The organism is Pseudomonas alvandae (assembly GCF_019141525.1).
Classification (GTDB): Bacteria; Pseudomonadota; Gammaproteobacteria; order Pseudomonadales; family Pseudomonadaceae; genus Aquipseudomonas; species Aquipseudomonas alvandae.
The window spans coordinates 2,254,858-2,277,605 of record NZ_CP077080.1 but is presented as its reverse complement, the minus strand read 5'-3'; the positions used below and the strand labels follow the sequence as shown (position 1 = coordinate 2,277,605).

20 protein-coding genes are annotated in these 22,748 nt (G+C 61.1%); 9 read left to right on the top strand and 11 right to left on the bottom strand.

Annotated elements, in window-relative coordinates; genetic code table 11:
* Positions 1 to 110: 110 nt before the first annotated feature.
* The 3 genes from rssC to KSS97_RS10180 form a co-directional block, all read right to left on the bottom strand.
* A complete protein-coding gene (rssC, locus tag KSS97_RS10190; RefSeq protein WP_181286889.1) occupies positions 111 to 593 on the bottom strand; it encodes an anti-sigma factor antagonist RssC in 483 nt (160 codons plus the stop codon).
* Positions 593 to 1,774 (bottom strand): two-component system response regulator RssB, encoded by a 1,182-nt coding sequence (gene rssB / locus KSS97_RS10185; RefSeq protein ID WP_030139975.1) that lies wholly within the window; start codon positions 1,772 to 1,774, stop codon positions 593 to 595. Before rssB ends, rssC begins: the two co-directional genes overlap by 1 nt.
* A 344-nt stretch (positions 1,775 to 2,118) precedes the next feature.
* A complete protein-coding gene (locus tag KSS97_RS10180; protein WP_217861564.1) occupies positions 2,119 to 2,808 on the bottom strand; it encodes an MlaA family lipoprotein in 690 nt (229 codons plus the stop codon).
* A 200-nt stretch (positions 2,809 to 3,008) separates the two neighbouring features.
* Here KSS97_RS10180 and pcrP point away from each other — a divergent pair, with 200 nt between their 5' ends.
* Both pcrP and KSS97_RS10170 read left to right on the top strand, forming a co-directional pair.
* Positions 3,009 to 3,629: an HAD superfamily inactivated hydrolase PcrP gene (gene pcrP, locus KSS97_RS10175; RefSeq protein WP_198797820.1), complete on the top strand. Its 621-nt coding sequence runs from the start codon at positions 3,009 to 3,011 to the stop codon at positions 3,627 to 3,629.
* A gap of 109 nt (positions 3,630 to 3,738) precedes the next feature.
* On the top strand, positions 3,739 to 4,002 hold the full coding sequence (locus tag KSS97_RS10170; RefSeq protein ID WP_217861563.1) for a DUF4404 family protein: 264 nt from the start codon (positions 3,739 to 3,741) through the stop codon (positions 4,000 to 4,002).
* 174 nt (positions 4,003 to 4,176) lie between these two features.
* Here the strand turns inward: KSS97_RS10170 and queF are convergent, their stop codons facing one another.
* The gene (gene queF / locus KSS97_RS10165; protein WP_030139971.1) at positions 4,177 to 5,007 is read right to left on the bottom strand and encodes an NADPH-dependent 7-cyano-7-deazaguanine reductase QueF; all 831 of its coding nucleotides are present in this window, start codon (positions 5,005 to 5,007) and stop codon (positions 4,177 to 4,179) included.
* 60 nt (positions 5,008 to 5,067) lie between these two features.
* Positions 5,068 to 5,592 (bottom strand): copper-resistant cuproprotein CopI, encoded by a 525-nt coding sequence (gene copI, locus KSS97_RS10160; RefSeq protein WP_030139970.1) that lies wholly within the window; start codon positions 5,590 to 5,592, stop codon positions 5,068 to 5,070.
* Positions 5,593 to 5,749: 157 nt separating this feature from the next.
* Between copI and KSS97_RS10155 the strand changes: the two genes are divergently transcribed.
* Positions 5,750 to 6,430 carry a heavy metal response regulator transcription factor gene (locus KSS97_RS10155; RefSeq protein ID WP_030139969.1) on the top strand — a complete coding sequence of 227 codons (681 nt, stop codon included), beginning with the start codon at positions 5,750 to 5,752 and terminating at the stop codon, positions 6,428 to 6,430.
* A complete protein-coding gene (locus tag KSS97_RS10150) occupies positions 6,427 to 7,779 on the top strand; it encodes a heavy metal sensor histidine kinase (protein ID WP_217861562.1) in 1,353 nt (450 codons plus the stop codon). Before KSS97_RS10155 ends, KSS97_RS10150 begins: the two co-directional genes overlap by 4 nt.
* A 162-nt stretch (positions 7,780 to 7,941) precedes the next feature.
* On the opposite strand, the gene KSS97_RS10145 is transcribed toward KSS97_RS10150, so the two are convergent.
* The 3 genes from KSS97_RS10145 to KSS97_RS10135 all read right to left on the bottom strand — a co-directional run bounded on the left by KSS97_RS10145 (position 7,942) and on the right by KSS97_RS10135 (position 11,191).
* Positions 7,942 to 9,186, bottom strand: coding sequence for a lipoprotein-releasing ABC transporter permease subunit (locus tag KSS97_RS10145; protein ID WP_030139967.1), 1,245 nt, complete (start codon positions 9,184 to 9,186; stop codon positions 7,942 to 7,944).
* A 63-nt stretch (positions 9,187 to 9,249) separates the two neighbouring features.
* Complete coding sequence (gene lolD, locus KSS97_RS10140; protein ID WP_437127700.1) at positions 9,250 to 9,948, bottom strand: lipoprotein-releasing ABC transporter ATP-binding protein LolD; 699 nt, start codon at positions 9,946 to 9,948, stop codon at positions 9,250 to 9,252.
* Entirely contained in the window at positions 9,941 to 11,191 is a 1,251-nt protein-coding gene (locus KSS97_RS10135) for a lipoprotein-releasing ABC transporter permease subunit (protein ID WP_217861561.1), read from the bottom strand. The genes lolD and KSS97_RS10135 overlap by 8 nt, the downstream gene beginning before the upstream one ends.
* Positions 11,192 to 11,285: 94 nt before the next feature.
* On the opposite strand from KSS97_RS10135, the gene KSS97_RS10130 reads away from it, so the two are divergent.
* Together KSS97_RS10130 and KSS97_RS10125 are read left to right on the top strand one after the other, a co-directional pair.
* Positions 11,286 to 11,882 carry a PilZ domain-containing protein gene (locus KSS97_RS10130; RefSeq protein ID WP_030139964.1) on the top strand — a complete coding sequence of 199 codons (597 nt, stop codon included), beginning with the start codon at positions 11,286 to 11,288 and terminating at the stop codon, positions 11,880 to 11,882.
* A complete protein-coding gene (locus KSS97_RS10125; protein WP_030139963.1) occupies positions 11,879 to 12,601 on the top strand; it encodes a glycerophosphodiester phosphodiesterase in 723 nt (240 codons plus the stop codon). Before KSS97_RS10130 ends, KSS97_RS10125 begins: the two co-directional genes overlap by 4 nt.
* Before the next feature lie 42 nt (positions 12,602 to 12,643).
* On the opposite strand, the gene sthA is transcribed toward KSS97_RS10125, so the two are convergent.
* Positions 12,644 to 14,038 (bottom strand): Si-specific NAD(P)(+) transhydrogenase, encoded by a 1,395-nt coding sequence (gene sthA, locus KSS97_RS10120; protein ID WP_003183399.1) that lies wholly within the window; start codon positions 14,036 to 14,038, stop codon positions 12,644 to 12,646.
* Positions 14,039 to 14,379: 341 nt separating this feature from the next.
* The gene (locus KSS97_RS10115) at positions 14,380 to 15,372 is read right to left on the bottom strand and encodes an FAD:protein FMN transferase (protein ID WP_225936116.1); all 993 of its coding nucleotides are present in this window, start codon (positions 15,370 to 15,372) and stop codon (positions 14,380 to 14,382) included.
* A 229-nt stretch (positions 15,373 to 15,601) separates the two neighbouring features.
* On the opposite strand from KSS97_RS10115, the gene KSS97_RS10110 reads away from it, so the two are divergent.
* Positions 15,602 to 16,900 (top strand): MFS transporter, encoded by a 1,299-nt coding sequence (locus tag KSS97_RS10110; RefSeq protein ID WP_030139961.1) that lies wholly within the window; start codon positions 15,602 to 15,604, stop codon positions 16,898 to 16,900.
* A 184-nt stretch (positions 16,901 to 17,084) separates the two neighbouring features.
* Here the strand turns inward: KSS97_RS10110 and KSS97_RS10105 are convergent, their stop codons facing one another.
* Positions 17,085 to 18,548: a glyceraldehyde-3-phosphate dehydrogenase gene (locus KSS97_RS10105; protein WP_030139960.1), complete on the bottom strand. Its 1,464-nt coding sequence runs from the start codon at positions 18,546 to 18,548 to the stop codon at positions 17,085 to 17,087.
* Between the two features lie 168 nt (positions 18,549 to 18,716).
* Here KSS97_RS10105 and mfd point away from each other — a divergent pair, with 168 nt between their 5' ends.
* Positions 18,717 to 22,166: a transcription-repair coupling factor gene (gene mfd, locus KSS97_RS10100; protein WP_217861559.1), complete on the top strand. Its 3,450-nt coding sequence runs from the start codon at positions 18,717 to 18,719 to the stop codon at positions 22,164 to 22,166.
* 10 nt (positions 22,167 to 22,176) lie between these two features.
* A complete protein-coding gene (locus KSS97_RS10095; RefSeq protein ID WP_030139958.1) occupies positions 22,177 to 22,743 on the top strand; it encodes a CsiV family protein in 567 nt (188 codons plus the stop codon).
* Positions 22,744 to 22,748: the final 5 nt, after the last annotated feature.

The window sequence follows — 22,748 nt, the reverse complement described above, 5'->3', positions numbered from 1 at the left end:
GCTCCCACAGGAGAATTAGGGGCAGCTCCAAAGGCTGCGGCCCAACGCAAGACACTGTGGGAGCGAGCCTGCTCGCGAAAGCGTCAATTCGGTCTACACACGCTCAAGAATCAAGGCCGCTCCAGCGCATTCACCAGGTCATGGAACGCTTCACGATTGGAATCGTTCAGCCCCATGAGGATCTTGTGGGCTTCAAGCACCTTGATCCGCACTTCCTCTTCGGACTGGTCCTGATCAGGCAGGTCATCCAGGCATTCCGGACACGGAACCGGATCGCCAACGATGTTGAACACCTGGTCGAAGCCCATCGATTGCAGAAGACGGGTAATGTCGTTGTGGGTGGTGACGACAGTCGGCAACAGGCCAACCTTTTGCCGCGACAGGATCGACAGCTTGGCCAGCAGGCCCAAGGTGGTGCTGTCGATGCTGCGGGTTTCGGTCAGGTCGATCACGATGGCGTTGAAGTTCAGCGCGGTGAAGATCTTCTCGATTGTCGCATCCAGCGCCGAACACAAGGTCAGGCGCACTTCACCGACAAACTTCAGGACAAAGGTGCCATCCTGCTCGGCGAACTGGATTCTACCGGTACTCATCAAAGGTTCCTGCTCAACACTAGCAGGGCGATATCATCCGGCATCTCCCCTAGCGTGGCTAATCCAAACACTTGGCGCAGGCCTTCCAGGCTGCCGCCCGCCGCACTCACCCGTTCAGGCAAGGCCGCTTCTTTCTCTTTGAGTGTAGGTTCTGACAAAAGGTCCAGAATGCCATCAGACATCAGCGTCAGGCTGAACGTCGGTGGCAGCTCCAGAATGTGGTCTTCGTAGGTGGCCTCGTTGAACAGGCCTACCGGCAAACCGCGCCCTTCCAGGTAACGAACACTGTCAGGTGTATACAACACAGGCAACGGCAGGTGACCGCCGATGCTATACGTCAACAAACCAGTCTCCTCGTCGATGACTCCACCGACCATCGTGACGTGTTTGCCCAGCTTACAGCTGATCAGGCCCCGGTTGATATGCCCAAGGACTTCCGAAGGCTTGAATTCCGGCAACGTACCGTTGCGCTTGGATTCGAACAACAGCCGCGTGGTCATGAATTTGAGCAGTACCGTCACGAATGCCGACGAAGCGCCGTGGCCGGAAACATCCGCCAGGTAGAACGCCACTCGTCGCTCATCGACGCGAAAATAGTCCACGAAGTCGCCCGACAGGTACAACGACGGGATGATCTGGTGGGCAAAGCGGAAATCGTCGACGGTCCAAGGGCTGACCGGCAGCATGTTCATCTGCACCTGGCGCCCGGCGTTCTGGTCTTCCTGCAGCAGGTTCAGGCTTGCCTCGAGCTCGCGATTGGCGGTTTCCAGCTTTTCGCGATAGCGCTGGTTTTCCACCAGCAGGCGCGAACGATCCAAGGCCCGACGCACCGAGTGCTCGAGCACCGCGAGGTCTTCAAGGGGCTTGATCAGGTAATCCGCCGCGCCCAGGCGCAAGGCCTCGACCGCATCGTTCATGACGCCCGCGCCCGACACCACGATCACTGGGGTCTGCGAGGAGATCTCGGTGACCTGGCGAATGAGTTCGAGTCCGCCCATCTGCGGCATGCGCAGGTCGCAGATGACCAGGTCGGGCTTCTCCTGTTCGAATACCTGAAGACCCTGTTGGCCGTTACTGGCCTGCAAGACGCTGAAACCACTGTCTTCCAAGTAGGCGGCGAGACTGGCTCGCACCACTTCGTCATCATCGATTATCAGCAGCGTGGCACTGGTTTTTGGCATGTGGGCAAACGGCGCCAGAATTAGGTTGGCGTAGCGGGCGGGGCGGCATGGCCTGGCACGCACTACTGGATTCGCTTTCTAGCCTCTCTGTCGTACCGGCTTCAGGCCTTTGCCCTACACACGGTTACACAGAGGTGCCCTTCTAAGGCGCAGACGGTACTCCCATCCGCGGGGCGTTTCAAGCTCATGCAGACGGTCGCTTGCCGTCATCATTTGTCAAAGTACAGAGAGTTATAAGAACCGAGCGAAGCGTAACTCAATGGAAGGACCAAACCCGCTCAAACGTGACGTCGATGCAAAGAAGGCGGCCTTTCGGGCCGCCTTCCGCGCTCTACGGGACGAGATCAAAAATCGTCTTCGACCTGGCCATCCTTGACCTTGAATTCGCGGTTCTGCAGGAACGCGTTGCGAATGAAGACGTATTTGTCGCCGCTCACCAGTTTTTCCGCGGACAACAGGCTGGCGCGGGTATCGACAATATTCAGGCCCCAGATCGAATTACGCACCGAAACGTTGTCGATGTAGGGATAAGGCGTGGTGTAGCTGTCCACCAGCTTGGCCGGCGCATCACGCAAGGTGCTCGGCCCCAACAACGGCAGCATGACGTACGGCCCGCTGCCCAGTCCCCAATAGCCCAGGGTCTGGCCAAAATCCTCATCGCTGCGCTGCAGGCCCATTTGAGTGCCTACGTCAAAGAAGCCCAGCAGGCCGAAAGTGGTGTTGAAGATCAATCGGGCGGTGTCGACGCCGGCGGCGGCCGGCTTGGCTTGCAGCACGTTGTTGGCCAGGTTGCCGACATCGCCGATGTTGCGGAACATGTTGTGGATGCCGTCCTCGAGGAATTTCGGCGTCACGTATTGATAACCCTGGGCCAGCGGCTTGAGCGCGTAGGTATCAATGGTGTCGTTGAACGTGAAGATGGGACGGTTGATGCTTTCCCAAGGGTCTTCCTCCGTGGCGGCCTGACTGGCGAACGGCACCAGCAGGACGCTGGCGGAAAGACACAGCTGAGCTAGACAATGGCTCCAGCGCATAGGGAAAAACTCCTTGGATTGATCAGGCAAGGGCGCCGAGCCCAGGCGGTGAGGCCGCTAGTATAAGACGGAACGCGCGGATAGGCAGCATTGAAAAAGAAGCGCCCGTAGGAGGATTCCACAACGCGCCGCCTTCATTTTCCTGTCACCGGACTGTCATCGCGACCCGTTAGGCTGCGAGTTATTTCAAGGACGTTCCCATGCCGCGCGCCGAAGCCCTGCCCCTCCCCGCTCCCAGTCTTACCGCTGTACTGTTCGGCCTGAGCGGATGCCTGGTGGATTTCGGATCGCGCATTCGCCAGCCAGGGGCGACGCCCACGGATCACGCCCAACCGACACCCGGTGCCCTGGAAAGCCTGCAACGCTTGCAGCACCTGAATATCCCCTGTGCCTGGCTCGACGAACTGCCTCCTGCCGTCAGTCATCGGCTGGCCGCCACGTTGCCTGGGTCGATCAAAGCGCCGCAACTTCCTGCAACAAATAATCCTTGGCCAGCGCCACATGCCTGTTGGCAAGCGCTGATGGCGTTGGATGTCCAGCAACTGGACGGTTGTGTATTGGTCAGCGGCGAGCCAAGGCTGCTGCAATCAGGGCTCAACGCGGGATTATGGACCATCGGATTGGCCTCCTGCGGCTCGTTGTGCGGCCTGTCGCCGGCCGAGTGGCAAGACCTGAGCCAACAAGACCGGGAGATCAAGCGCGCCAAGGCGACCGTGCAATTGTTCAGTCTAGGCGTGCATTCGGTGATTGATCACCTGGGCGAACTGGACACTTGCCTGGCCGACATCAGCCTGCGCAGGCAAAAAGGCGAGAAGCCCTGACCGGGATCATGCAGGGCGCGTGAGTGTGGATTACTCTTAAGGCAGGCCATGGACTTTTGACGCTGCGTCGCGGTCCATGGCAGTGCCTATCAATAAAGGGAGTACGCCAATGCCTGCCCGCGACTTGCAAGAACAGCTCAACACACTGCGCGAGCAATTGGACCAGAACCCGCCGCTTACCGAAGCCGAGCGCGAAGACCTGCACGCGCTGATGCAACAGATCGAACTTGAGCTTGAGTTGGAAACCAAAACACAGGACACCAACCTCGCCGACAATGTGAACCTGGCCGTCGAACGCTTCGAGCTGGAGCACCCGACGCTGGCCGGGACCTTGCGTAACATCGTGCAAACCCTGGGCAATATGGGGATCTGAACCCTTCGAATGCAAAAAAGCCCGGCTATCGCTAGCGGGGCTTTTTAGTTTAGGTGACTTGAAATGCAGTTCCTTGTGGGAGCGAGCCTGCTCGCGATTGCGCACTGTCAGCCAACACCAATGTTGAATGTGCCACCCTCATCGCGAGCAAGCTCGCTCCCACATTTTAGAGTCTCATTGGCGAACCAGGCGATGGTTCGGCAACGTCACCTCTTCAGTGCTGCGATACGGATTGATATCCAACCCACCACGCCGCACATACCGCGCGTACACGGTCAATTTCTCCGGCTTGAGCAAGCGTTGCAGGTCGAGAAAGATCCGCTCGACGCACTGCTCATGGAAATCCGAATGCTGGCGGAAGCTGACGATATAGGCCAGCAGGCTGGCATGATCCAGTGCCGCGCCACGGTACTCCACCGCCACGCTGCCCCAATCCGGCTGGCTGGTCACCGGGCAGTTGGACTTGAGCAGATGGCTGTGCAGGCTTTCCTCCACAACGCGCGAGTCATCACAACGCAGCAGCTCTGGACGCGGATGCTCGTAGGAGTCGACGCTGATGTCCAGTTCGTCAATGCAAACCCCAGGCAGTGCCACGACGCCTTCGCTCTCTACATCCTTGAGGCTGCGAATGCGCACGGCCACCGGTTTGCCCGCCGCTGCCGATAGATCCTGGCGCAAGGTCGCTTCCAGGCTCGCAGTGTCTGCGAACGGCGTCTGGTTCAACGAGTTCAAGTACAGCTTGAAGGACTTGGATTCGATGATGTTCGGCGAATCCGCCGGGATCGCGAACTCACCGATGGCCACCACTGGCTTGCCGGACGGCAACAGCCAGGACAATTCGAAGCAGTTCCAGAAGTCCACGCCTTTGTACGGCAGGGTCTCGGCCGTCAGCCCCAACTCCGCCCACTTTGCGGTACGCGGGATGGGGAACAACAAGGACGGCGTGTACGTAGCGATGTATTCGCTGGATTTGCCCAGCGGCGAATGTTCGGCTGCGGGATGCATGACGGAAACCTGACTGAAGAATCAGCGGATTCTACCAGCCTTTGCCACCGCCTTGAGCGCTTACTGACTGACTGTCAGGTCGCCTTTCATCCCGGCTTGATAATGGCCGGGCACATTGCAGGCGAACTCCAGGCGAGTGGCCTTGCTGAACGTCCAGGTCAATTCGCCGGTCTTGCCTGGCTGCACAAGTACGCTGTTGGGGTCGTCGTGGTTCATCCCGCCTTTATCCCCGTGGCTCATGGCGGCATGGTCCATGCCCGATTGCATCCCAGTGGGAGACAACATGCCCTCTTGTTGCATCTTGAGCATCTCCTGCTGGTGCTCCGCGTGCATCGCCGCATCGCCCAGGTTGAACTCATGCAACAACTGCCCTTTGTTGACCAATACAAACCGCACCGTCTCGCCGGCCTTGATGTCCAGCGTCTTGGGATTGAATGACATGTCGCCCATCACCACTTCGATACTGCGACTGGCCTTGGCTGCCGGCGCGGGTTGGCCAAAATCAAAGTGGCCCGGCGACGCCCAGGACGACACACTCAACGCCAGCACAGAGGCGGCCAGGACCAAGCGATTTATCATCAACATGTTCATACTCCAGCAAGAGAGGGTTCAACTTGCCGAAGACTCTAAGCAGGCGCGACTGCCAGTTGACTGACATTTGCATTACAAGTTTGTCAGGTTGGCCCGCCCGCCCATGCGCCACGGTATAACGCCCTGGTACAAACACCGCCTCGAGCCGCCCATGAAACTGCTGATTGTCGAAGACCAACTGAAAACCGGCCAATACCTGCGCCAAGGCTTGAGCGAAGCCGGCTTCAACGCCGACCTGGTGGCCGACGGCATCACCGGCCAGCAATTGGCCCTGAGCGATGAATACGCGCTGCTGATACTCGACGTGATGCTGCCCGGTCGTGATGGCTGGCAGATCCTGCAAGCCGTGCGCGGGGCCGGCCTGGACACGCCAGTGCTGTTCCTGACCGCGCGCGATGCGGTACAGGATCGCGTGCATGGCCTGGAACTGGGCGCCGATGATTACCTGGTCAAGCCCTTTGCCTTTTCCGAACTGCTGGCCCGGGTGCGCAGCCTGTTGCGCCGTGGCAGCTCGACGCCCCAGGAAACCAGCCTGCAACTGGCGGACCTGCGCCTGGACCTGATTCGGCGTCGCGTTGAGCGCAGCGGCCGGCGCATCGATTTGACCGCAAAGGAGTTCGCCTTGCTGGAGATGCTGCTGCGGCGTCAGGGCGAAGTATTGCCAAAGTCGCTGATTGCCTCGCAAGTCTGGGACATGAATTTCGACAGTGACACCAACGTCATCGAGGTGGCGATCCGCCGCTTGCGGCTCAAGGTCGACGACGAGTTTCCCAACAAGCTGATCCACACCGTGCGCGGCATGGGCTATGTCCTTGAAGAGCGCAGCCTGTGAGCCGGTGGTCACTGAGCAATCGGCTAGCGCTGCTCTTCGCCGCCTGCACCGCCGTCGTGTCGCTATTCGCGGGCGTGTTGTTCAGCCGCGGCAGCGAGGCGCACTTCGTGGAGCTGGACCGACAACTGCTCGAAACCCAACTGATCGGCGTACGGCGCGCCGTGCAAGACACCCACGGACATGATCCCCGGATGCGCCTGGACGATGAGTTGAGCCGCCAGGCGGACCTGACCTTGCGCATCAAGGACAGCAACGGCACCCAGTGGCATGGCAGCCCGATCCCGGCGCCGCCCGAACTACCGGAACGCCCCGGCCTGTCCACGCTTCGCGATGCAGACAATGACTATCGGGTGCTGAACGCGCTGCTGTACCCCGATCGCACCGACTCACCCCAACTGACCTTGTTGCTGAACATCACCCATCACCAACACTTCCTGCAACGCATGCAGCGGCTGATCTGGCTAACCGTCGGCCTCTCGGCACTGGCCACCGCCCTGCTCGGTGCCTGGGCGGCCCGGCGTGGCCTGCGCCCCTTGCGACGCATGGGTGCGATCGCCAGCAGCGTTTCGGCCCGCTCCCTCAATGCCCGGCTGCCGGAAGAGCATATGCCCGTCGAACTGGCGGAATTGGCCCGCAGCATCAACGACATGCTCGGTCGCCTGGACGATGCGTTTCAACGCCTCTCTGCGTTCTCCGCCGACATCGCCCATGAACTGCGCACGCCGCTGTCCAACCTGCTGACCCACACCCAGGTCACCCTCACCCGCGAGCGTTCGCTGGAAGACTATCGCGAGGCATTGCACGGCAATCTCGAAGAACTGCAGTGGATGGCGCAACTGATCAACGACATGCTGTACCTGGCCAAGGCTGATCATGGCCTGCTGGCGCTCCATCGCGAACCGCTGCAATTGGCCGAGGAAGTGGACATCTTGCTGGACTTCTTCGCGCCCCTGGCCGAGGACTTCAATGTACGCCTGGGTCGCGACGGCGAGAGCCTGATCGAGGGTGACCGCAACATGCTGCGCAGGGCCCTTTCCAACCTATTGGACAATGCCCTGCGCTTCACCCCCAGTGGCGGCGAAGTGCGCGTGCGGATTGTCGATGTGGGTCAAGGAGTGAGCGTGTGCGTGGAGAACAACGGCGAAGGCGTTCCAGCGGATTTGCTACCACGCCTGTTCGACCGTTTTTATCGCGCCGACCCGTCCCGCCAGGAAGGCAGCAGCAGCGAACATGCAGGACTTGGGCTGGCCATCACCCGCTCGATCATCCGCGCCCATGGAGGAGATATCAGATGCGAATCGGCCGAGGGCTGGACGCGGTTCGTGATTGAACTGCCCAAAAACAAGTGAGGCGAACAAATCTGTGGCGAGGGGATTTATCCCCGTTGGGCTGCGAAGCGGCCCCCTTCATCAGGCCTGACACACTGCGGTGGCCGAAGGATTAGGGGCGCTTCGCACCCCAGCGGGGATAAATCCCCTCGCCACAAGGATCGCGCAGTCGTTCCTGGATTATCAGGAATACCGCAACGCCTGCGCCGGTTCGATCTTCGCCGCGCGCCATGCCGGATACACGGTGGCGAGGAAGCTGAGGATGAACCCGGCAGAGCAGATCAGCACTACGTCGCCACGCTGCAACTCCGAAGGCAGGTTGCTGACGAAATACACGTCGGAACTGAAGATGTGCTGCCCACTGACCCGTTCCAGCCAGCCCACCAGCTCACTGACATTCAACGCCGCAATCACCCCCAGCACGCCACCGATCAACGTTCCGACGATGCCGATCACCGTGCCCTGGACCATGAAGATCGCCATGATCTGCCGCGGCGTGGCGCCGATGGTGCGCAGGATGGCGATGTCCGCGCCCTTGTCGTTCACCACCATGATCAGCGTGGCGATGATGTTGAACGCCGCCACCGCGACGATCATCAGCAGCAGCAAGCCGATCATGGTCTTTTCCATTTTCATGGCGCTGAACAGGCTGCCCTGGGTGTGGGTCCAGTCGTCGGCCTTGTAGTTCGCGCCGAGACCGGTGGCGATGTCGCCGGAGACCTTCGGCGCCGCGTACAAATCTTTCACCGCCAGCCGCACACTTTGCACCTGGTTCGGCTGCCAATGCTGCATCTGCGCGGCGTCAGCCAGGTGGATCAGCGCCATGGAGCCGTCCAGCTCGGCGCCGACCTTGAACACACCGACCACGTTCAGGCGCTGCATCCGTGGCGTGATGCCCCCCGGTGCGGTACTGACTTCCGGCACGATCAAGGTGAGCTTGTCACCGACATTCAGGCGGAAACGCCGGGCCGTGATCTCGCCGATCACCACGCCATATTCACCCGGCTTAAGGGCGTCGAGGCGCCCCTGGACGATATGCTGGGCGACGATGGACACCTTGCCTTCCTGCGCCGGATCGACACCACTGATCTGGATCGGCTGCATCGACCCCTTATGGCTGAGCATGCCTTCCATTTCCGTGAACGGAACGGCAGCGGTGACTTCGGGATTCTTCAGCGCGGCGGCAGCTACCGGCTGCCAATCGTCGATCGGGTTCACGCCGACGATAGTGGCGTGGGGGACCATGCCAAGGATCCGCGAACTCATTTCACGCTGGAAGCCGTTCATCACCGACAACACCACGATCATCGCCAATACGCCAAGGGCGAGGCCGATCATCGACGTCATGGAAATAAACGAAACAAAGCGATTGCGGCGCTTGGCGCGGGTATAGCGCGTGCCGATGAAAATCGATAACGGTCTGAACATTCGCTGGGCACCGTATGAAAATAAAAGACCCGGCGCCTGCATCAGGCACCGGGTTTCGGTCGGTCAGATGGGCGTCAGGCAACCTTCCTGCAAATGCAGGACGCGGTCCATCTGGCGGGCCAGGTTCATATCGTGGGTCACCACCAGGAACGCTGTGCGCATCGAGGTGCTGAGCTCCAGCATCAAGTCCTGGATACCCTGGGCGGTATGGGAATCGAGGTTGCCGGTTGGCTCGTCGAGCATCACCAGGCCGGGCTTGTTGACCAGCGCCCGGGCAATCGCCACGCGCTGGCGCTCGCCACCGGACAGCTCGGCCGGCTTGTGCTCCAGGCGATGCCCCAACCCAACCCGCTCCAGCAATGCCGTGGCGCGCTGACGCGCCTCGGGAATCGCCGTGCGGCCGATCAGCAGCGGCATGCAGACGTTTTCCAGGGCGGTGAATTCAGGCAGCAAATGGTGGAACTGGTAGACGAAACCCAGGGAGCGGTTACGCAGCAGGCCGCGGGCCTTCTCGTTCAACGCCGAGAGTTCTTCGCCGGCCAGCCAGACACTGCCGGCGGTGGGCGTATCCAGGCCACCGAGCAGGTTCAGCAAGGTACTTTTGCCCGACCCGGAGGTGCCGACAATCGCCACGCGCTCGCCCGGGTGCAGCTCCAGTTGCAGGCCCGACAACACTACCACCGACTCCGGTCCTTCCTCGTAGGATTTGCCCAGGTTGCGGCAGCTCAAGATTGCTTGTTCACTCATGCCCGACTCACTCATAACGTAACGCCTCCGCAGGCTGGGTGCGTGCGGCACGCCAGGCTGGATACAGGGTGGCGAGGAAACTCAGGACCAACGCGGCGCCGCAGACCATCAACACATCGTCGGCCTGCAACTGCGATGGCAGGTAGTCGATGAAGTACACGTCGGCGTTGAGAAACTTGTGCCCGATCAGGGTTTCGAGACCGGCAATCGCGGCGCTGACGTTCAGCGCGGCGAACATCCCGACCAGGGCCCCGACGAACGTACCGATGACACCGATAACGGTGCCCTGGACCATGAAGATGCGCATGATCTGTCCCGGCGTGGCGCCGAGGGTGCGCAGGATCGCGATGTCGCCCTTCTTGTCGTTCACCACCATCACCAGCGTGGAGATGATGTTGAACGCCGCCACGGCGACGATCAGCAACAGCAGCAGGCCGATCATGGCTTTTTCCATGCGGATCGCCTGGTACAGGTTGCCGTGGGTGCGCGTCCAGTCGCGGGCATAGTAACGGTCTTCGCCAAGCTGCTGGGCGATGTTCCAGGCAACGCGCGGCGCCTGGAACAGGTCATCGAATTTCAACCGCAGGCCTTGGACCTGGTCCGGTTTCCAGCGGTGCAGGCGGGCGAGATCCTGGAGATTGGTCACGCCGAGGTAGCCGTCCAGCTCACCAGCACCCACGTGGAAAATGCCGACCACGGTAAAGCGCTTCATGCGCGGGAACATGCCGCCCGGCGTGACGGTGACTTCCGGCGCGACGAAGGTCAGCTTGTCGCCGATGGCCACGCCGAGCTTGGCCGCGGCCTTGTCGCCAATCACGATGCCGAAATCGCCCGGCGCCAAGTCGTCGAGTTTGCCCTGCTTCATGAAGTTGTCGATGATCGACACTTGCCGTTCCAGCGCCGGGTCGATGCCGTTGAGCAAGACCTTGGAGACCTTGCCGTCATTGGTCAGCAGCCCTTGCATCTGGGTGAACGGCGCGACGGCCAGCACCTGCGGGTTCTGCTTGACCTTGGCAGCCAGGCTCGGCCAATCGCTGATGGCTTCGCCGGTTTCGAGGGTCGCGTGGGGCACCATGCCCAGCACGCGGGTGCGCATCTCATGGTCGAAGCCGTTCATCACCGACAGCACGACAATCATCACGACCACGCCAAGGGCCAATCCGATGATAGAGGTCAGGGAAATGAACGATACGAAATGATTGCGACGCTTTGCACGGGTATAACGCGTGCCGATGAATACGAAGAGAGGTCTGAACATGTCGGGGCTTGTTCGGAGGGAAAAGGAACGTCCTTGTGGCGGGGGTCACAAACCAGCTTTACACTCAGACCACCGCCGCTACCATGGGTTCGCCATGTCGACATTAGATGAAGAAGATCGCCGCGAATACTACCGTATCGAGGACACGATCGCACTGGAAATTCGGCCCCTGTCCATTCCTGAAGCTGCCAGCCAGGAAGTGTTGCAGGATGAGTCCCCATTGTTCAATCTGCTCAGCGAACTGCACCTGAGCGAATTCGAGTCACAGCACCTGTTGCGCCAGATCAGCGAGCGCGAGCGCAGCATCGCGGCGTACCTCAAGGCGATGAACAAACGCATCGACCTGCTCAGCCAGGTCATCGCCGTAACCGTGCTTGGTGAAATCGGCGAACCCCAGCCGGTGATCATTTCCGAAGGCGGTATCGACTTCCAATACCCCACCCCCATCGCCGTCGGGGCGCACCTGTCGGTCAAGCTGGTGTTGATGCCCCAGGCCCTCGGCTTGTTGTTGCGGGCGCGGGTCACCCATTGCGATCCGAAGGGTGGCGGCTACGACGTCGGCACCGAGTTTGAACACCCGACCGACGCCCAGCGTCAATTGTTGGCCCGCTACATCCTGCAAAAACAGGCGCAAGAACGGCGCCTGGCCCGGGAACTGAACGAATCTGGCATCAATAAGGAAGAACCGTGACCCTCATCTATGGCCACCGCGGCGCCAAGGGCGAAGCACCGGAAAACACCCTCACCGGTTTCCAGGAATGCCTCAAGCACGGCGTGCGCCGTTGCGAGCTGGACTTGCACTTGTCCATGGACGGCGAGTTGATGGTAATCCACGACCCGACCCTCAAGCGCACCACGGATCGCCGGGGCAAGGTGGTCGAACACACCGCCGCCGAACTGGTGACCTACGATGCGCGCAAGGGCGGCCCGGGCTGGATCAAGCCGTGCCCGATTCCGCGACTGGAAGAACTGTTCGAAAAATGTGATTTCGAACACTGGCAGCTCGAGGTGAAAAGCGCGTCACGCACCCGTGCCGCCGCGACCGTGCTGGGCATTCGTGAAATGGCCCAACGCTTCGGGCTGCTGGACAGGATCACCATCACCTCCAGCTCCCGGGAAGTGCTCAAGGCGGCCCTGGACCTGACCCCGGACATTTCCCGTGGACTGGTGGCCGAATACGCCTGGCTCGACCCGTTGAAGGTCGCCCAGAGCTACGGCTGCGAGATTCTGGCGTTGAACTGGACCCTGTGCACGCCGGAACGCCTGATCAAGGCGCAGCGCCAGGGGCTGCATGTATCGGTGTGGACGGTCAACGAGCCCGCGCTCATGCGCAGGCTCGCCGATTTTGGCGCTGACAGCCTGATTACAGACTTTCCCGGTTTGGCCACTGCCACCCTCGAGAATTGCTGAAATCGGTCTCCCCGGCCGGCTCAGGCCACCGGCCGGAGCCGCTCAAAAAAGCCGGTTGAGCCCGTCGTACGCCGCGACCCGATAGGCTTCGGCCATGGTCGGGTAGTTGAACGTGGTGTTGACGAAGTATTTGAGCGTGTTCAGTTCGCCCGGCTGGTTCATGATCGCCTGGCCGATGTGCACGATCTCCGAAGCCTGATAGCCGAAGCAGTGCACGCCCAGTACTTCCAGCGTCTCGCGATGGAAGAGGATCTTCAGCATGCCTTGCGGCTCACCGGCGATCTGCGCCCGCGCCATGCTCTTGAAGAAGGCCTTGCCCACTTCATAAGGCACCTTGGCCTGGGTCAGCTCCTGCTCGTTCTTGCCGATCGAGCTGATTTCCGGAATGGTGTAGATGCCGGTCGGTACGTCGTTGACGAAGCGCCAGCTGCCGTTGTCGACAATGCTGCCGGCGGCCGAACGGCCCTGGTCGTGGGCGGCACTGGCCAGGCTCGGCCAACCGATCACGTCACCGGCACCGTAGATGTTCGGCACGCAAGTGCGGTAGTTCTCGTCGACTTCGATCTGGCCACGGCTGTTGACCTTCACGCCGATGTTTTCCAGGCCCAGGGTGTCGGTGTTGCCGGTACGACCGTTGCACCAGAGCAAGGCGTCGGCCTTGATCTTCTTGCCGGACTTGAGGTGCAGGATCACGCCGTTGTCGACGCCTTCGACGCGATCATAGTCTTCGTTGTGGCGCACGGTGATGTTGTTGTTGCTGAAGTGATAGCTCAGGGCCTGGGAAATTTCCGAATCCAGGAAGCTCAGCAACTGGCCGCGGTTGTCCACCAGTTCCACCAGCACGCCCAGGCCGCTGAAGATCGAGGCGTATTCGCAACCGATCACGCCGGCACCGTAGACGATGAGCTTACGCGGAGTGTGACCCAGGCTCAGGATGGTGTCGCTATCGTAGATACGCGCATGGTTGAAATCGATATCGGCCGGGCGATACGGGCGTGAACCGGTGGCGATGATGATGTGCTTGGCCACCAGCTTCTCGACCACGCCATTGCCGCAGACCACTTCGACGGTCTGCTCGTCGGCGAAGCTGCCGGTGCCGAAAAATACATCCACGCGGTTGCGGGCGTAGTAGCCGGTACGCGAGGCCACTTGCTTGGAGATCACCTTCTCGGCGCTCTTGAGCACGTCAGGGAAGGAGAACCAGCGCGGCTCGCCGATGGCCCGGAACATCGGGTTGGTGTTGAACTGCATGATCTGCCGGACCGAGTGACGCAAGGCCTTGGACGGGATGGTACCCAAGTGGGTGCAGTTGCCGCCAACCTGCCGACGGCTGTCGACCATCGCCACTTTGCGCCCTGCCTTGGCCGCGTTCATTGCCGCGCCTTCCCCAGCAGGGCCGGAACCCAGTACTACCACGTCGTAGTTGTAGACAGCCATGCGTACTCCTCAGAACAGGCCGCGATGCCACGCTTGGCACCGACGGCTAAATCATGCCGGCCGGCGGCATGAAGGAACAATTTAGGGCCGGTTCACGAGCCCGGCCACAGTCTATAGAAGCGTCAACGCCGCGCACATTACCCCTTGGTCGCGTCGTAGGCTAGTTTTGCCTGCGCTATTTCGCCACAGGTAGGCTTTCAAAACGCTGTCAGCGTTCACTTAAGATTTGCCCAGATCATCGTGGCGAGGGAGCTTGCTCCCGCTGGGCTGCGCAGCGGCCCCCTTTTGTGAGCGCTTCGCACTCAAGCGGGAGCAAGCTCCCTCGCCACGGTAATCCCACTTCAGTGGTCATTGGTTTTTCCACGGGTCATCCGTTCAAAGATGTCGTTGGTGCGGCTGACGAAACGCTCCCCATCCCGCAATACGAAAAATACCCCGATGCCGTGCTTCTGGGCATAGTCCCAAGCCTGTTCAGGACCGAGAATCAGCAACAGCGTCGATAGTCCATCGGCCATCATCGCTGAAGGATGAATTACCGTGACTGACGCCAGGTTGTGTAGGACCGGTGCGCCGGTGCGCGCATCGAAGGTGTGGGAATAACGCTTGCCGCCCTGCTCGAAATATTTCCGGTAATCGCCCGACGTTGAAACCCCGTAGCCATTGATCTCGATGACGCGCTCGGCCACTTGCCGATCGTCCCGTGGTTCTTCCAGGGCGATGCGCCAGGGCGAGCCATCCGGCTTGTGCCCGACGGCCTTGAGTTCACCGGTGGCCTCGGCCAGATAGCTGTCGATGCCCAAAGCCTGGAGCCTGGCGGCGATGCGGTCGACGGCGTAACCGGCCGCGATGCTGTTGAAATCGACTTCCACGGCGGCGTCCTTGCACAGCCGGTCACCCTCAATTCGCAGATGCCCATGACCCACGCGCTGGCGAGCCTCGGCCAGGGCCTCGGCGCTTGGCACCTGTTCTTCCCGGGATTGCGGACCGAATCCCCACAGGTTCAATAATGGCTCAACCGTCAAATCGAAGGCACCGTCGCTTTGCGAGGAAAGTTGCTCGCCCGCACGGATCAACTCGAGAACCGGGCCGGTCATCGCCTGGCAGCTGTCGGCAGGCAACGCGTTGAAACGCTCGATGTCCGAGTCGCTGCGATAGGTGGACAACTGCCGATCCACTTCGGCGAGGATCTGTTCCACTTCGTCCTGCACCGTTTTCGGACCGGGCGTGGCGATATGCCTGACGTACTGGATGGAATAGCGGCTGCCCATGGTCGGGCCGTCGAAGCGCTCCAGGGTATCGCCGTTGCCACAGGCGGATAACACGCCCGCCAGCATCACAAGCCCTATCCAACGTCCAGTTAACAAATCTTCATCTCCCCTCAAAACCGCGCCGGCCATTATGGGCTACAGCGCATGCAAAAAGCCCTGTGGGAGCGAGCTTGCTCGCGAAGGCGGGGGGTTCATCGAGCGATGCATTGCCTGACACACCGCTATCGCGAGCAAGCTCGCTCCCACAGGGGCTGCTGCGTTTTCATACAAGATTTGCCAGAGTGAGTACCTACCCATGTCTTCCAACACGAGCAACGGCAAGGCAATTTTCCGCGTCGTCAGCGGCAACTTCCTGGAGATGTTCGACTTCATGGTCTACGGCTTCTACGCCACGGCCATCGCCAAGACATTCTTCCCGACCGACAGCGCCTTCGCGTCGCTGATGCTGTCCCTGGCCACATTCGGCGCGGGGTTCCTGATGCGTCCCCTGGGGGCTATTTTTCTCGGCGCCTACATCGACCGCCATGGCCGTCGCAAAGGCTTGATCATCACCTTGGCAATGATGGCCGCTGGCACGGTGCTGATTGCCTGCGTGCCGGGCTACGCCACATTGGGCGTGGCGGCACCGTTGCTGGTGTTGCTGGGTCGATTGCTGCAAGGTTTTTCCGCTGGCGTGGAACTGGGCGGCGTATCGGTGTACCTCGCGGAAATTTCCACGCCGGGGCGCAAGGGTTTCTTCGTCAGTTGGCAGTCCGCCAGCCAACAGGCTGCGGTGGTGTTCGCCGGCCTGCTGGGTGTTGGCCTCAATCACTGGCTGAACCCACAGGAGATGGGCGAATGGGGCTGGCGCGTGCCGTTCCTCATCGGTTGCCTGATCGTGCCGGTCATCTTCATGATTCGCCGCTCGCTGGAGGAAACGCCTGAATTCCAGGCAAGAAAACATCGCCCTACCCTGTCGGAAATCACCCGTTCCATCGGTCAGAACTTCGGTATCGTCCTGGCCGGCATGGCGCTTGTGGTCATGACCACAGTGTCGTTCTACCTCATCACGGCCTACACGCCGACGTTTGGCAAGGCCGAGTTGAATCTGTCGGATTTGGATGCCTTGCTGGTCACGGTGTGCATCGGCTTGTCGAATTTCTTCTGGCTGCCAGTGATGGGGGCGTTTTCCGACAAGATCGGCCGCAAACCCCTGCTGCTCGGTGCGACGATCCTGGCGATCCTGACCGCGTACCCGGCGCTGTCCTGGCTGGTGGCAAACCCGAGTTTCAGCCATTTGCTGATCGTCGAGTTGTGGCTGTCCTTCCTGTATGGATCGTACAACGGGGCCATGGTGGTCGCCTTGACGGAAATCATGCCGGTCGAAGTGCGCACCACCGGTTTTTCCCTGGCCTATAGCCTGGCCACCGCCACCTTCGGCGGTTTTACCCCGGCGGCCTGCACCTACCTGATCCATGTGCTCGACAACAAGGCGGCACCGGGAATCTGGCTCAGCGGCGCGGCGGTGCTGGGATTGATTGCGACCCTGGTGCTGTTCAAGGGCAATCGGCATGCACTGCGCACGGCGCAGGCCTCGGTAGTGGGCAGCGCCTGACAGATCGCCATCGTCGGATCGCCGCCCGGAGCAAGCTCGCTCCCACAGTTGATCGAGTTGTTGCTGAGTTATGCGGTCCAATGTGGGAGCGAGCTTGCTCGCGATGAGGCCAGCCCAAGCAACAGAAAACCCAGACAAAAAAAACGCCCCGACAAGTCGGGGCGTTTTCACAAGCGGCTAACGCTTAGCGCGGGAACGCAGGCGGATTCACATCAGCCATGTCTTCCATCACGCGAACCACCTGGCAGCTGTAACCGAACTCGTTGTCGTACCAGACGTACAGGACAACGCGGTTATCCTGGACGATGGTCGCTTCAGCGTCGACAACACCGGCGTGGCGCGAGCCCACGAAGTCGGTGGACACCACTTCCTGCGAGTTGACGAAATCGATTTGCTTATGCAGATCGGAGTGCAGCGCCATGTAGCGCAGGTACTCGTTCATCTCTTCACGGGTCGCGGCTTTCTCAAGGTTCAGGTTGAGAATGGCCATCGATACGTTCGGCGTCGGGACACGGATCGCGTTACCGGTCAGCTTGCCAGCCAGCTCAGGCAGGGCCTTGGCAGCAGCAGTGGCGGCACCGGTCTCGGTGATCACCATGTTCAGCGCGGCGCTACGGCCACGGCGATCGCCCTTGTGGAAGTTGTCGATCAGGTTCTGGTCGTTGGTGTACGAGTGAACGGTTTCGACGTGACCGTTGATGATGCCGAACTTGTCATTCACAGCCTTGAGCACCGGCACGATGGCGTTGGTGGTGCAGGAAGCGGCGGAAACGATCTTGTCGTCAGCAGTGATGTCGCCGTGGTTGATGCCGTGGACGATGTTCTTCAGCTTGCCCTTGCCAGGCGCGGTCAGGACAACGCGGTCGACACCCGGGCAGGCCAGGTGTTGGCCCAGGCCGTCGGCATCACGCCATACACCGGTGTTGTCCACCAGCAGTGCGTTCTTGATGCCGTACTGGGTGTAGTCCACCTCGGTCGGATTCTTCGCGTAGATCACCTGGATCAGGTTGCCGTTGGCGGTGATGGTGTTGTTTTCTTCATCGATGGTGATGGTGCCGTTGAACGAACCATGGACCGAATCGCGACGCAGCAGGCTGGCGCGCTTGGTCAGGTCGTTCTCGGCGCCCTTGCGCACGACGATGGCGCGCAGGCGCAGGCCGTCGCCACCACCGGTTTTCTCGATGAGGATGCGTGCCAGCAGGCGGCCGATACGGCCAAAGCCGTACAGCACGACGTCGGTGCCTTTGCGCGGCGAAGCGTTTTGCTGGCCAACCACATCGGCCATTTCTTCGCGAACGAACTGCTCGGCGCTACGGCCATTGGCTTCGCTGCGGAATTTGAACGCCAACTTGCCCAGGTCCACCGAGGCCGCGCCGAGCTTGAGCTCGCTCATGGCCTTGAGCAGAGGGAATGTTTCGTGGACGGAGAGTTCGCTGTCGTCGGAAGAACGGTGGCGAGCAAAGCGGTGGGCTTTGAGGATCGCGATGACAGACTGGTTGATCAGGCTGCGGCCATAGATCGAGCTCACCACGTTGTTATTGCGGTAGAGCTGACCGATGAGAGGGATCATCGCTTCTGCGAGTGCTTCACGATCAATCCATTCACCAAGACACTGGTCGGGCTTCTGAGTCACGGTAACCTTCCACATGTAGGGGCTGAAAAAAGGGGCTACATTATGCCGCCGAGTCCTCGCCGGAGCAATGCGCGCCCGTCGCGCCGTGGTTTTGCGTTCTAGCAGCGTAGTCCGCGACTGACAGCCGGGCCCTTCAGCCGCTACAATTGTCGACTTTGTCGCAACGCTGGAGCTCAACCTTCCGTGCCCGTTCTGCGTCTTCCGCTTCTCCCTGCCGCGGCAGGTAAACAGCACTGGGGCAACCTGCCCGGTGCCGCCCTGAGCCTGGCTATCGCCGAGGCCGCCAGCGCTGCAAAGCGCTTCACCCTGTTATTGACCGCCGACAGCCAGAGTGCCGAGCGGCTCGAGCAGGAACTGGGTTTCTTCGCCCCGGATTTGCCGGTGTTGCATTTCCCGGACTGGGAAACCCTGCCCTACGACCTTTTTTCGCCGCACCAGGACATCATTTCCCAGCGCATCGCCAGCCTTTATCGGCTGCCGGAGCTCAGTCATGGCGTTTTGGTAGTGCCAATCACCACAGCCCTACATCGCTTGGCGCCGACCCAATTCCTGCTGGGCAGCAGCCTGGTTCTGGACATTGGCCAGAAGCTCGACGTCGAGCAAATGCGTACTCGGCTTGAGGCCAGTGGCTACCGCTACGTCGACACCGTTTACGAGCACGGCGAGTTCACGGTGCGCGGGGCGTTGATCGACCTGTTCCCGATGGGCAGCAAATTGCCGTATCGCATCGATCTGTTCGATGACGAAATCGAGACCTTGCGCACCTTCGACCCGGAGAACCAGCGCTCCATCGACAAGGTCCAGTCGATCCGCCTGCTGCCGGCCAAGGAATTCCCACTGCAAAAAGACGCAGTGACTCGCTTCAAGGCGCGCTTTCGCGAACGTTTCGATGTGGATTTCCGCCGTTGTCCGATCTTCCAGGACCTGAGCAGCGGAATCACCCCAGCCGGTATCGAGTACTACTTGCCGTTGTTCTTCGAAGAAACCTCCACGTTGTTCGATTATTTGCCCCAGGACACCCAGGTATTTTCCCTGCCGGGCATCGAGCAGGCTGCGGAAAACTTCTGGAACGACGTGCGCAATCGCTACGAAGAACGTCGCGTCGATCCGTCCCGTCCTTTATTGCCGCCCGCCGAGCTGTTCCTGCCGGTGGAGGACTGCTTCGCCCGGCTCAAGAGCTGGCCGCGCGTGGTGGCGAGCCAGCAGGACGTGGAAACCGGCGTCGGTCGTGAACGCTTCCCCGCCAAGCCCTTGCCGGACCTGGCGATCGAAGCCAAGGCCACGCAACCGCTGGCGGCCCTGGCCGGTTTCCTCGACGGATTCCCTGGTCGCGTGCTGTTTACCGCCGAGTCCGCAGGCCGCCGCGAAGTACTGCTGGAACTGCTTGAACGCCTGAAGCTGCGCCCGAAGACCGTCGACAGCTGGCCTGACTTTGTCGCGGGCAAGGATCGCCTGGCGATCACCATCGCGCCGCTTAACGACGGCCTGGTCCTTGACGATCCCGCCCTGGCCCTGGTGGCCGAAAGCCCGTTGTTCGGCCAGCGCGTGATGCAGCGTCGCCGCCGCGAGAAACGCGCCGACGCCGCCAACGACGCGGTCATCAAGAACCTCACCGAACTGCGCGAAGGTGCGCCGGTGGTGCACATCGATCATGGCGTAGGCCGTTACCTGGGCCTGGCGACCCTTGAGATCGAAAACCAGGCCGCCGAATTCCTCACCCTGGAATACGCCGAGGGCGCCAAGCTCTACGTGCCTGTGGCGAACCTGCACCTGATCGCCCGCTACACCGGCAGCGACGACGCCTTGGCCCCGCTGCATCGCCTGGGCTCGGAAACCTGGCAGAAGGCCAAGCGCAAGGCCGCCGAACAGGTGCGCGACGTGGCGGCGGAATTGCTGGACATCTATGCCCGCCGTGCCGCGCGCGAGGGCTATGCATTCGCCGACCCGAAAGCCGACTACGAAACCTTCAGCGCCGGTTTCCCGTTCGAAGAAACCGTCGACCAGCAGACCACCATCGAAGCCGTGCGCGCCGACATGCTTGCGCCCAAGCCCATGGACCGCCTGGTGTGCGGCGACGTAGGCTTCGGCAAGACCGAAGTGGCGATGCGCGCCGCGTTCATTGCCGTGCACGGCGGCAAGCAAGTGGCGATCCTGGTGCCGACCACCCTGCTCGCCCAGCAGCACTACAACAGTTTCCGCGACCGCTTCGCCGACTGGCCCGTGACCGTGGAAGTGATGAGCCGCTTCAAGTCCGCCAAGGAAGTGAACGCCGCCGTCGCGGACCTGGCCGAGGGCAAGATCGACATCGTCATTGGCACGCACAAGCTGCTGCAGGACGATGTGAAGATCAAGAACCTGGGGCTGGTGATCATCGATGAGGAACACCGCTTTGGCGTGCGTCAGAAAGAACAGCTCAAGGCCCTGCGCAGCGAAGTCGACATCCTGACCCTGACCGCCACGCCGATCCCGCGCACCTTGAACATGGCGGTGTCGGGCATGCGCGACCTGTCGATCATCGCCACACCGCCAGCCCGCCGCCTGTCGGTGCGCACCTTCGTCATGGAGCAGAACAACAGCACGGTCAAGGAAGCCCTGCTGCGTGAGCTGCTGCGCGGCGGCCAGGTTTATTACCTGCACAACGATGTGAAGACTATCGAGAAATGCGCCGCCGACCTGGCCGAGCTGGTACCGGAGGCCCGCATCGGCATCGGTCACGGGCAGATGCGCGAGCGCGAGCTCGAACAGGTGATGAGCGACTTCTATCACAAGCGCTTCAACGTGCTGATCGCCTCGACCATCATCGAGACCGGCATCGACGTGCCGAGCGCCAACACCATCATCATCGAGCGCGCCGACAAATTCGGCCTGGCCCAGTTGCACCAGTTGCGCGGCCGGGTCGGACGCAGTCACCACCAGGCCTACGCCTACCTGCTGACACCGCCGCGCCAGCAGATCACCCCGGACGCGGAAAAGCGCCTGGAAGCCATTGCCAATACCCAGGACCTGGGCGCCGGTTTCGTGCTGGCCACCAACGACCTGGAAATCCGTGGCGCCGGCGAATTGCTTGGCGACGGCCAGAGTGGCCAGATCCAGGCAGTGGGCTTCACCCTGTACATGGAAATGCTCGAACGGGCGGTCAAGTCGATCCGCAAGGGCGAACAACCAAACCTCGACCAACCACTGGGCGGCGGGCCGGAGATCAACCTGCGGGTGCCGGCGCTGATCCCGGAAGATTATCTGCCGGATGTCCACGCACGCCTGATCCTCTACAAGCGCATCGCCTCGGCCACTGACGAGGAAGGCTTGAAGGATCTGCAGGTGGAAATGATCGACCGCTTCGGCCTGCTGCCGGAGCCGACCAAGAATCTGGTGCGCACCACGCTGCTCAAGCTCAAGGCCGAGCAACTGGGCATCAAGAAAGTCGACGGCGGGCCCAACGGCGGCCGTATCGAGTTCGAAGCCCAGACCCCGGTCGATCCACTGGTGCTGATCAAGCTGATCCAGGGCCAGCCCAAACGCTACAAGTTCGAAGGCGCCACGATGTTCAAGTTCATGGTGCCCATGGAACGCCCGGAAGAGCGTTTCAATACCGTAGAGGCGCTGTTCGAGCGCCTCACTCCGACCACTGCTTGAAGGACGCCCAATGCGCCTGTTTCACTCCTTGATGTTGTTGATGACCCTGGTTGCCCCCCTGGCGTTGGCCGACGATCTGTATCAGGTGGAAATGATCCTGGTCCGGCAGAATGCCGAGCCCACCATCATCAGCCGCGCCGCACCGGAAGACTGGGACGCCGGCGCACGACGCTTGGGCGCGGACAGCCTGCGGACACCGGCAATGGGCAATATCGTCGAAAAACTCAACGCCAGCGGCCAGTACACCGTGCTGATGCACAAGGCCTGGCAACAGAACCTGGGCGAACAAGGCAGCAAGATCGCGGTCAGCGACGGCGCCGAACAGTTCGGCCAGTTTCCCATCGAGGGCACCCTGGAGCTCAAGCTCGGCCGCTTCACCGACGTGGACGCCGACTTCTGGATCAACCAGATCGACGCCAATGGCCTGGTCACCGCCAGCGAACGCCTGAAACAGGAGAGCCATACCAAGAACGGCCAGTTGAACTTCCTCGATAACGGCCATCTCGGCTTGCTGATCAAGATCACCTCGTTGACCGCGCCGGCACCACGCCAGGCACCTGATGTCATTCCGGACTGATCGGC

Coding starts and splice junctions, on each gene's coding strand:
- rssC (WP_181286889.1), bottom strand. CDS start 593: ATGAGTACCGGTAGAATCCAGTTCGCCGAGCAGGATGGCACCTTTGTC.
- rssB (WP_030139975.1), bottom strand. CDS start 1,774: ATGCCAAAAACCAGTGCCACGCTGCTGATAATCGATGATGACGAAGTG.
- KSS97_RS10180 (WP_217861564.1), bottom strand. CDS start 2,808: ATGCGCTGGAGCCATTGTCTAGCTCAGCTGTGTCTTTCCGCCAGCGTC.
- pcrP (WP_198797820.1), top strand. CDS start 3,009: ATGCCGCGCGCCGAAGCCCTGCCCCTCCCCGCTCCCAGTCTTACCGCT.
- KSS97_RS10170 (WP_217861563.1), top strand. CDS start 3,739: ATGCCTGCCCGCGACTTGCAAGAACAGCTCAACACACTGCGCGAGCAA.
- queF (WP_030139971.1), bottom strand. CDS start 5,007: ATGCATCCCGCAGCCGAACATTCGCCGCTGGGCAAATCCAGCGAATAC.
- copI (WP_030139970.1), bottom strand. CDS start 5,592: ATGTTGATGATAAATCGCTTGGTCCTGGCCGCCTCTGTGCTGGCGTTG.
- KSS97_RS10155 (WP_030139969.1), top strand. CDS start 5,750: ATGAAACTGCTGATTGTCGAAGACCAACTGAAAACCGGCCAATACCTG.
- KSS97_RS10145 (WP_030139967.1), bottom strand. CDS start 9,186: ATGTTCAGACCGTTATCGATTTTCATCGGCACGCGCTATACCCGCGCC.
- lolD (WP_437127700.1), bottom strand. CDS start 9,948: ATGAGTGAGTCGGGCATGAGTGAACAAGCAATCTTGAGCTGCCGCAAC.
- KSS97_RS10135 (WP_217861561.1), bottom strand. CDS start 11,191: ATGTTCAGACCTCTCTTCGTATTCATCGGCACGCGTTATACCCGTGCA.
- KSS97_RS10130 (WP_030139964.1), top strand. CDS start 11,286: ATGTCGACATTAGATGAAGAAGATCGCCGCGAATACTACCGTATCGAG.
- sthA (WP_003183399.1), bottom strand. CDS start 14,038: ATGGCTGTCTACAACTACGACGTGGTAGTACTGGGTTCCGGCCCTGCT.
- KSS97_RS10115 (WP_225936116.1), bottom strand. CDS start 15,372: ATGCTGGCGGGCGTGTTATCCGCCTGTGGCAACGGCGATACCCTGGAG.
- KSS97_RS10110 (WP_030139961.1), top strand. CDS start 15,602: ATGTCTTCCAACACGAGCAACGGCAAGGCAATTTTCCGCGTCGTCAGC.
- KSS97_RS10105 (WP_030139960.1), bottom strand. CDS start 18,548: ATGTGGAAGGTTACCGTGACTCAGAAGCCCGACCAGTGTCTTGGTGAA.
- KSS97_RS10095 (WP_030139958.1), top strand. CDS start 22,177: ATGCGCCTGTTTCACTCCTTGATGTTGTTGATGACCCTGGTTGCCCCC.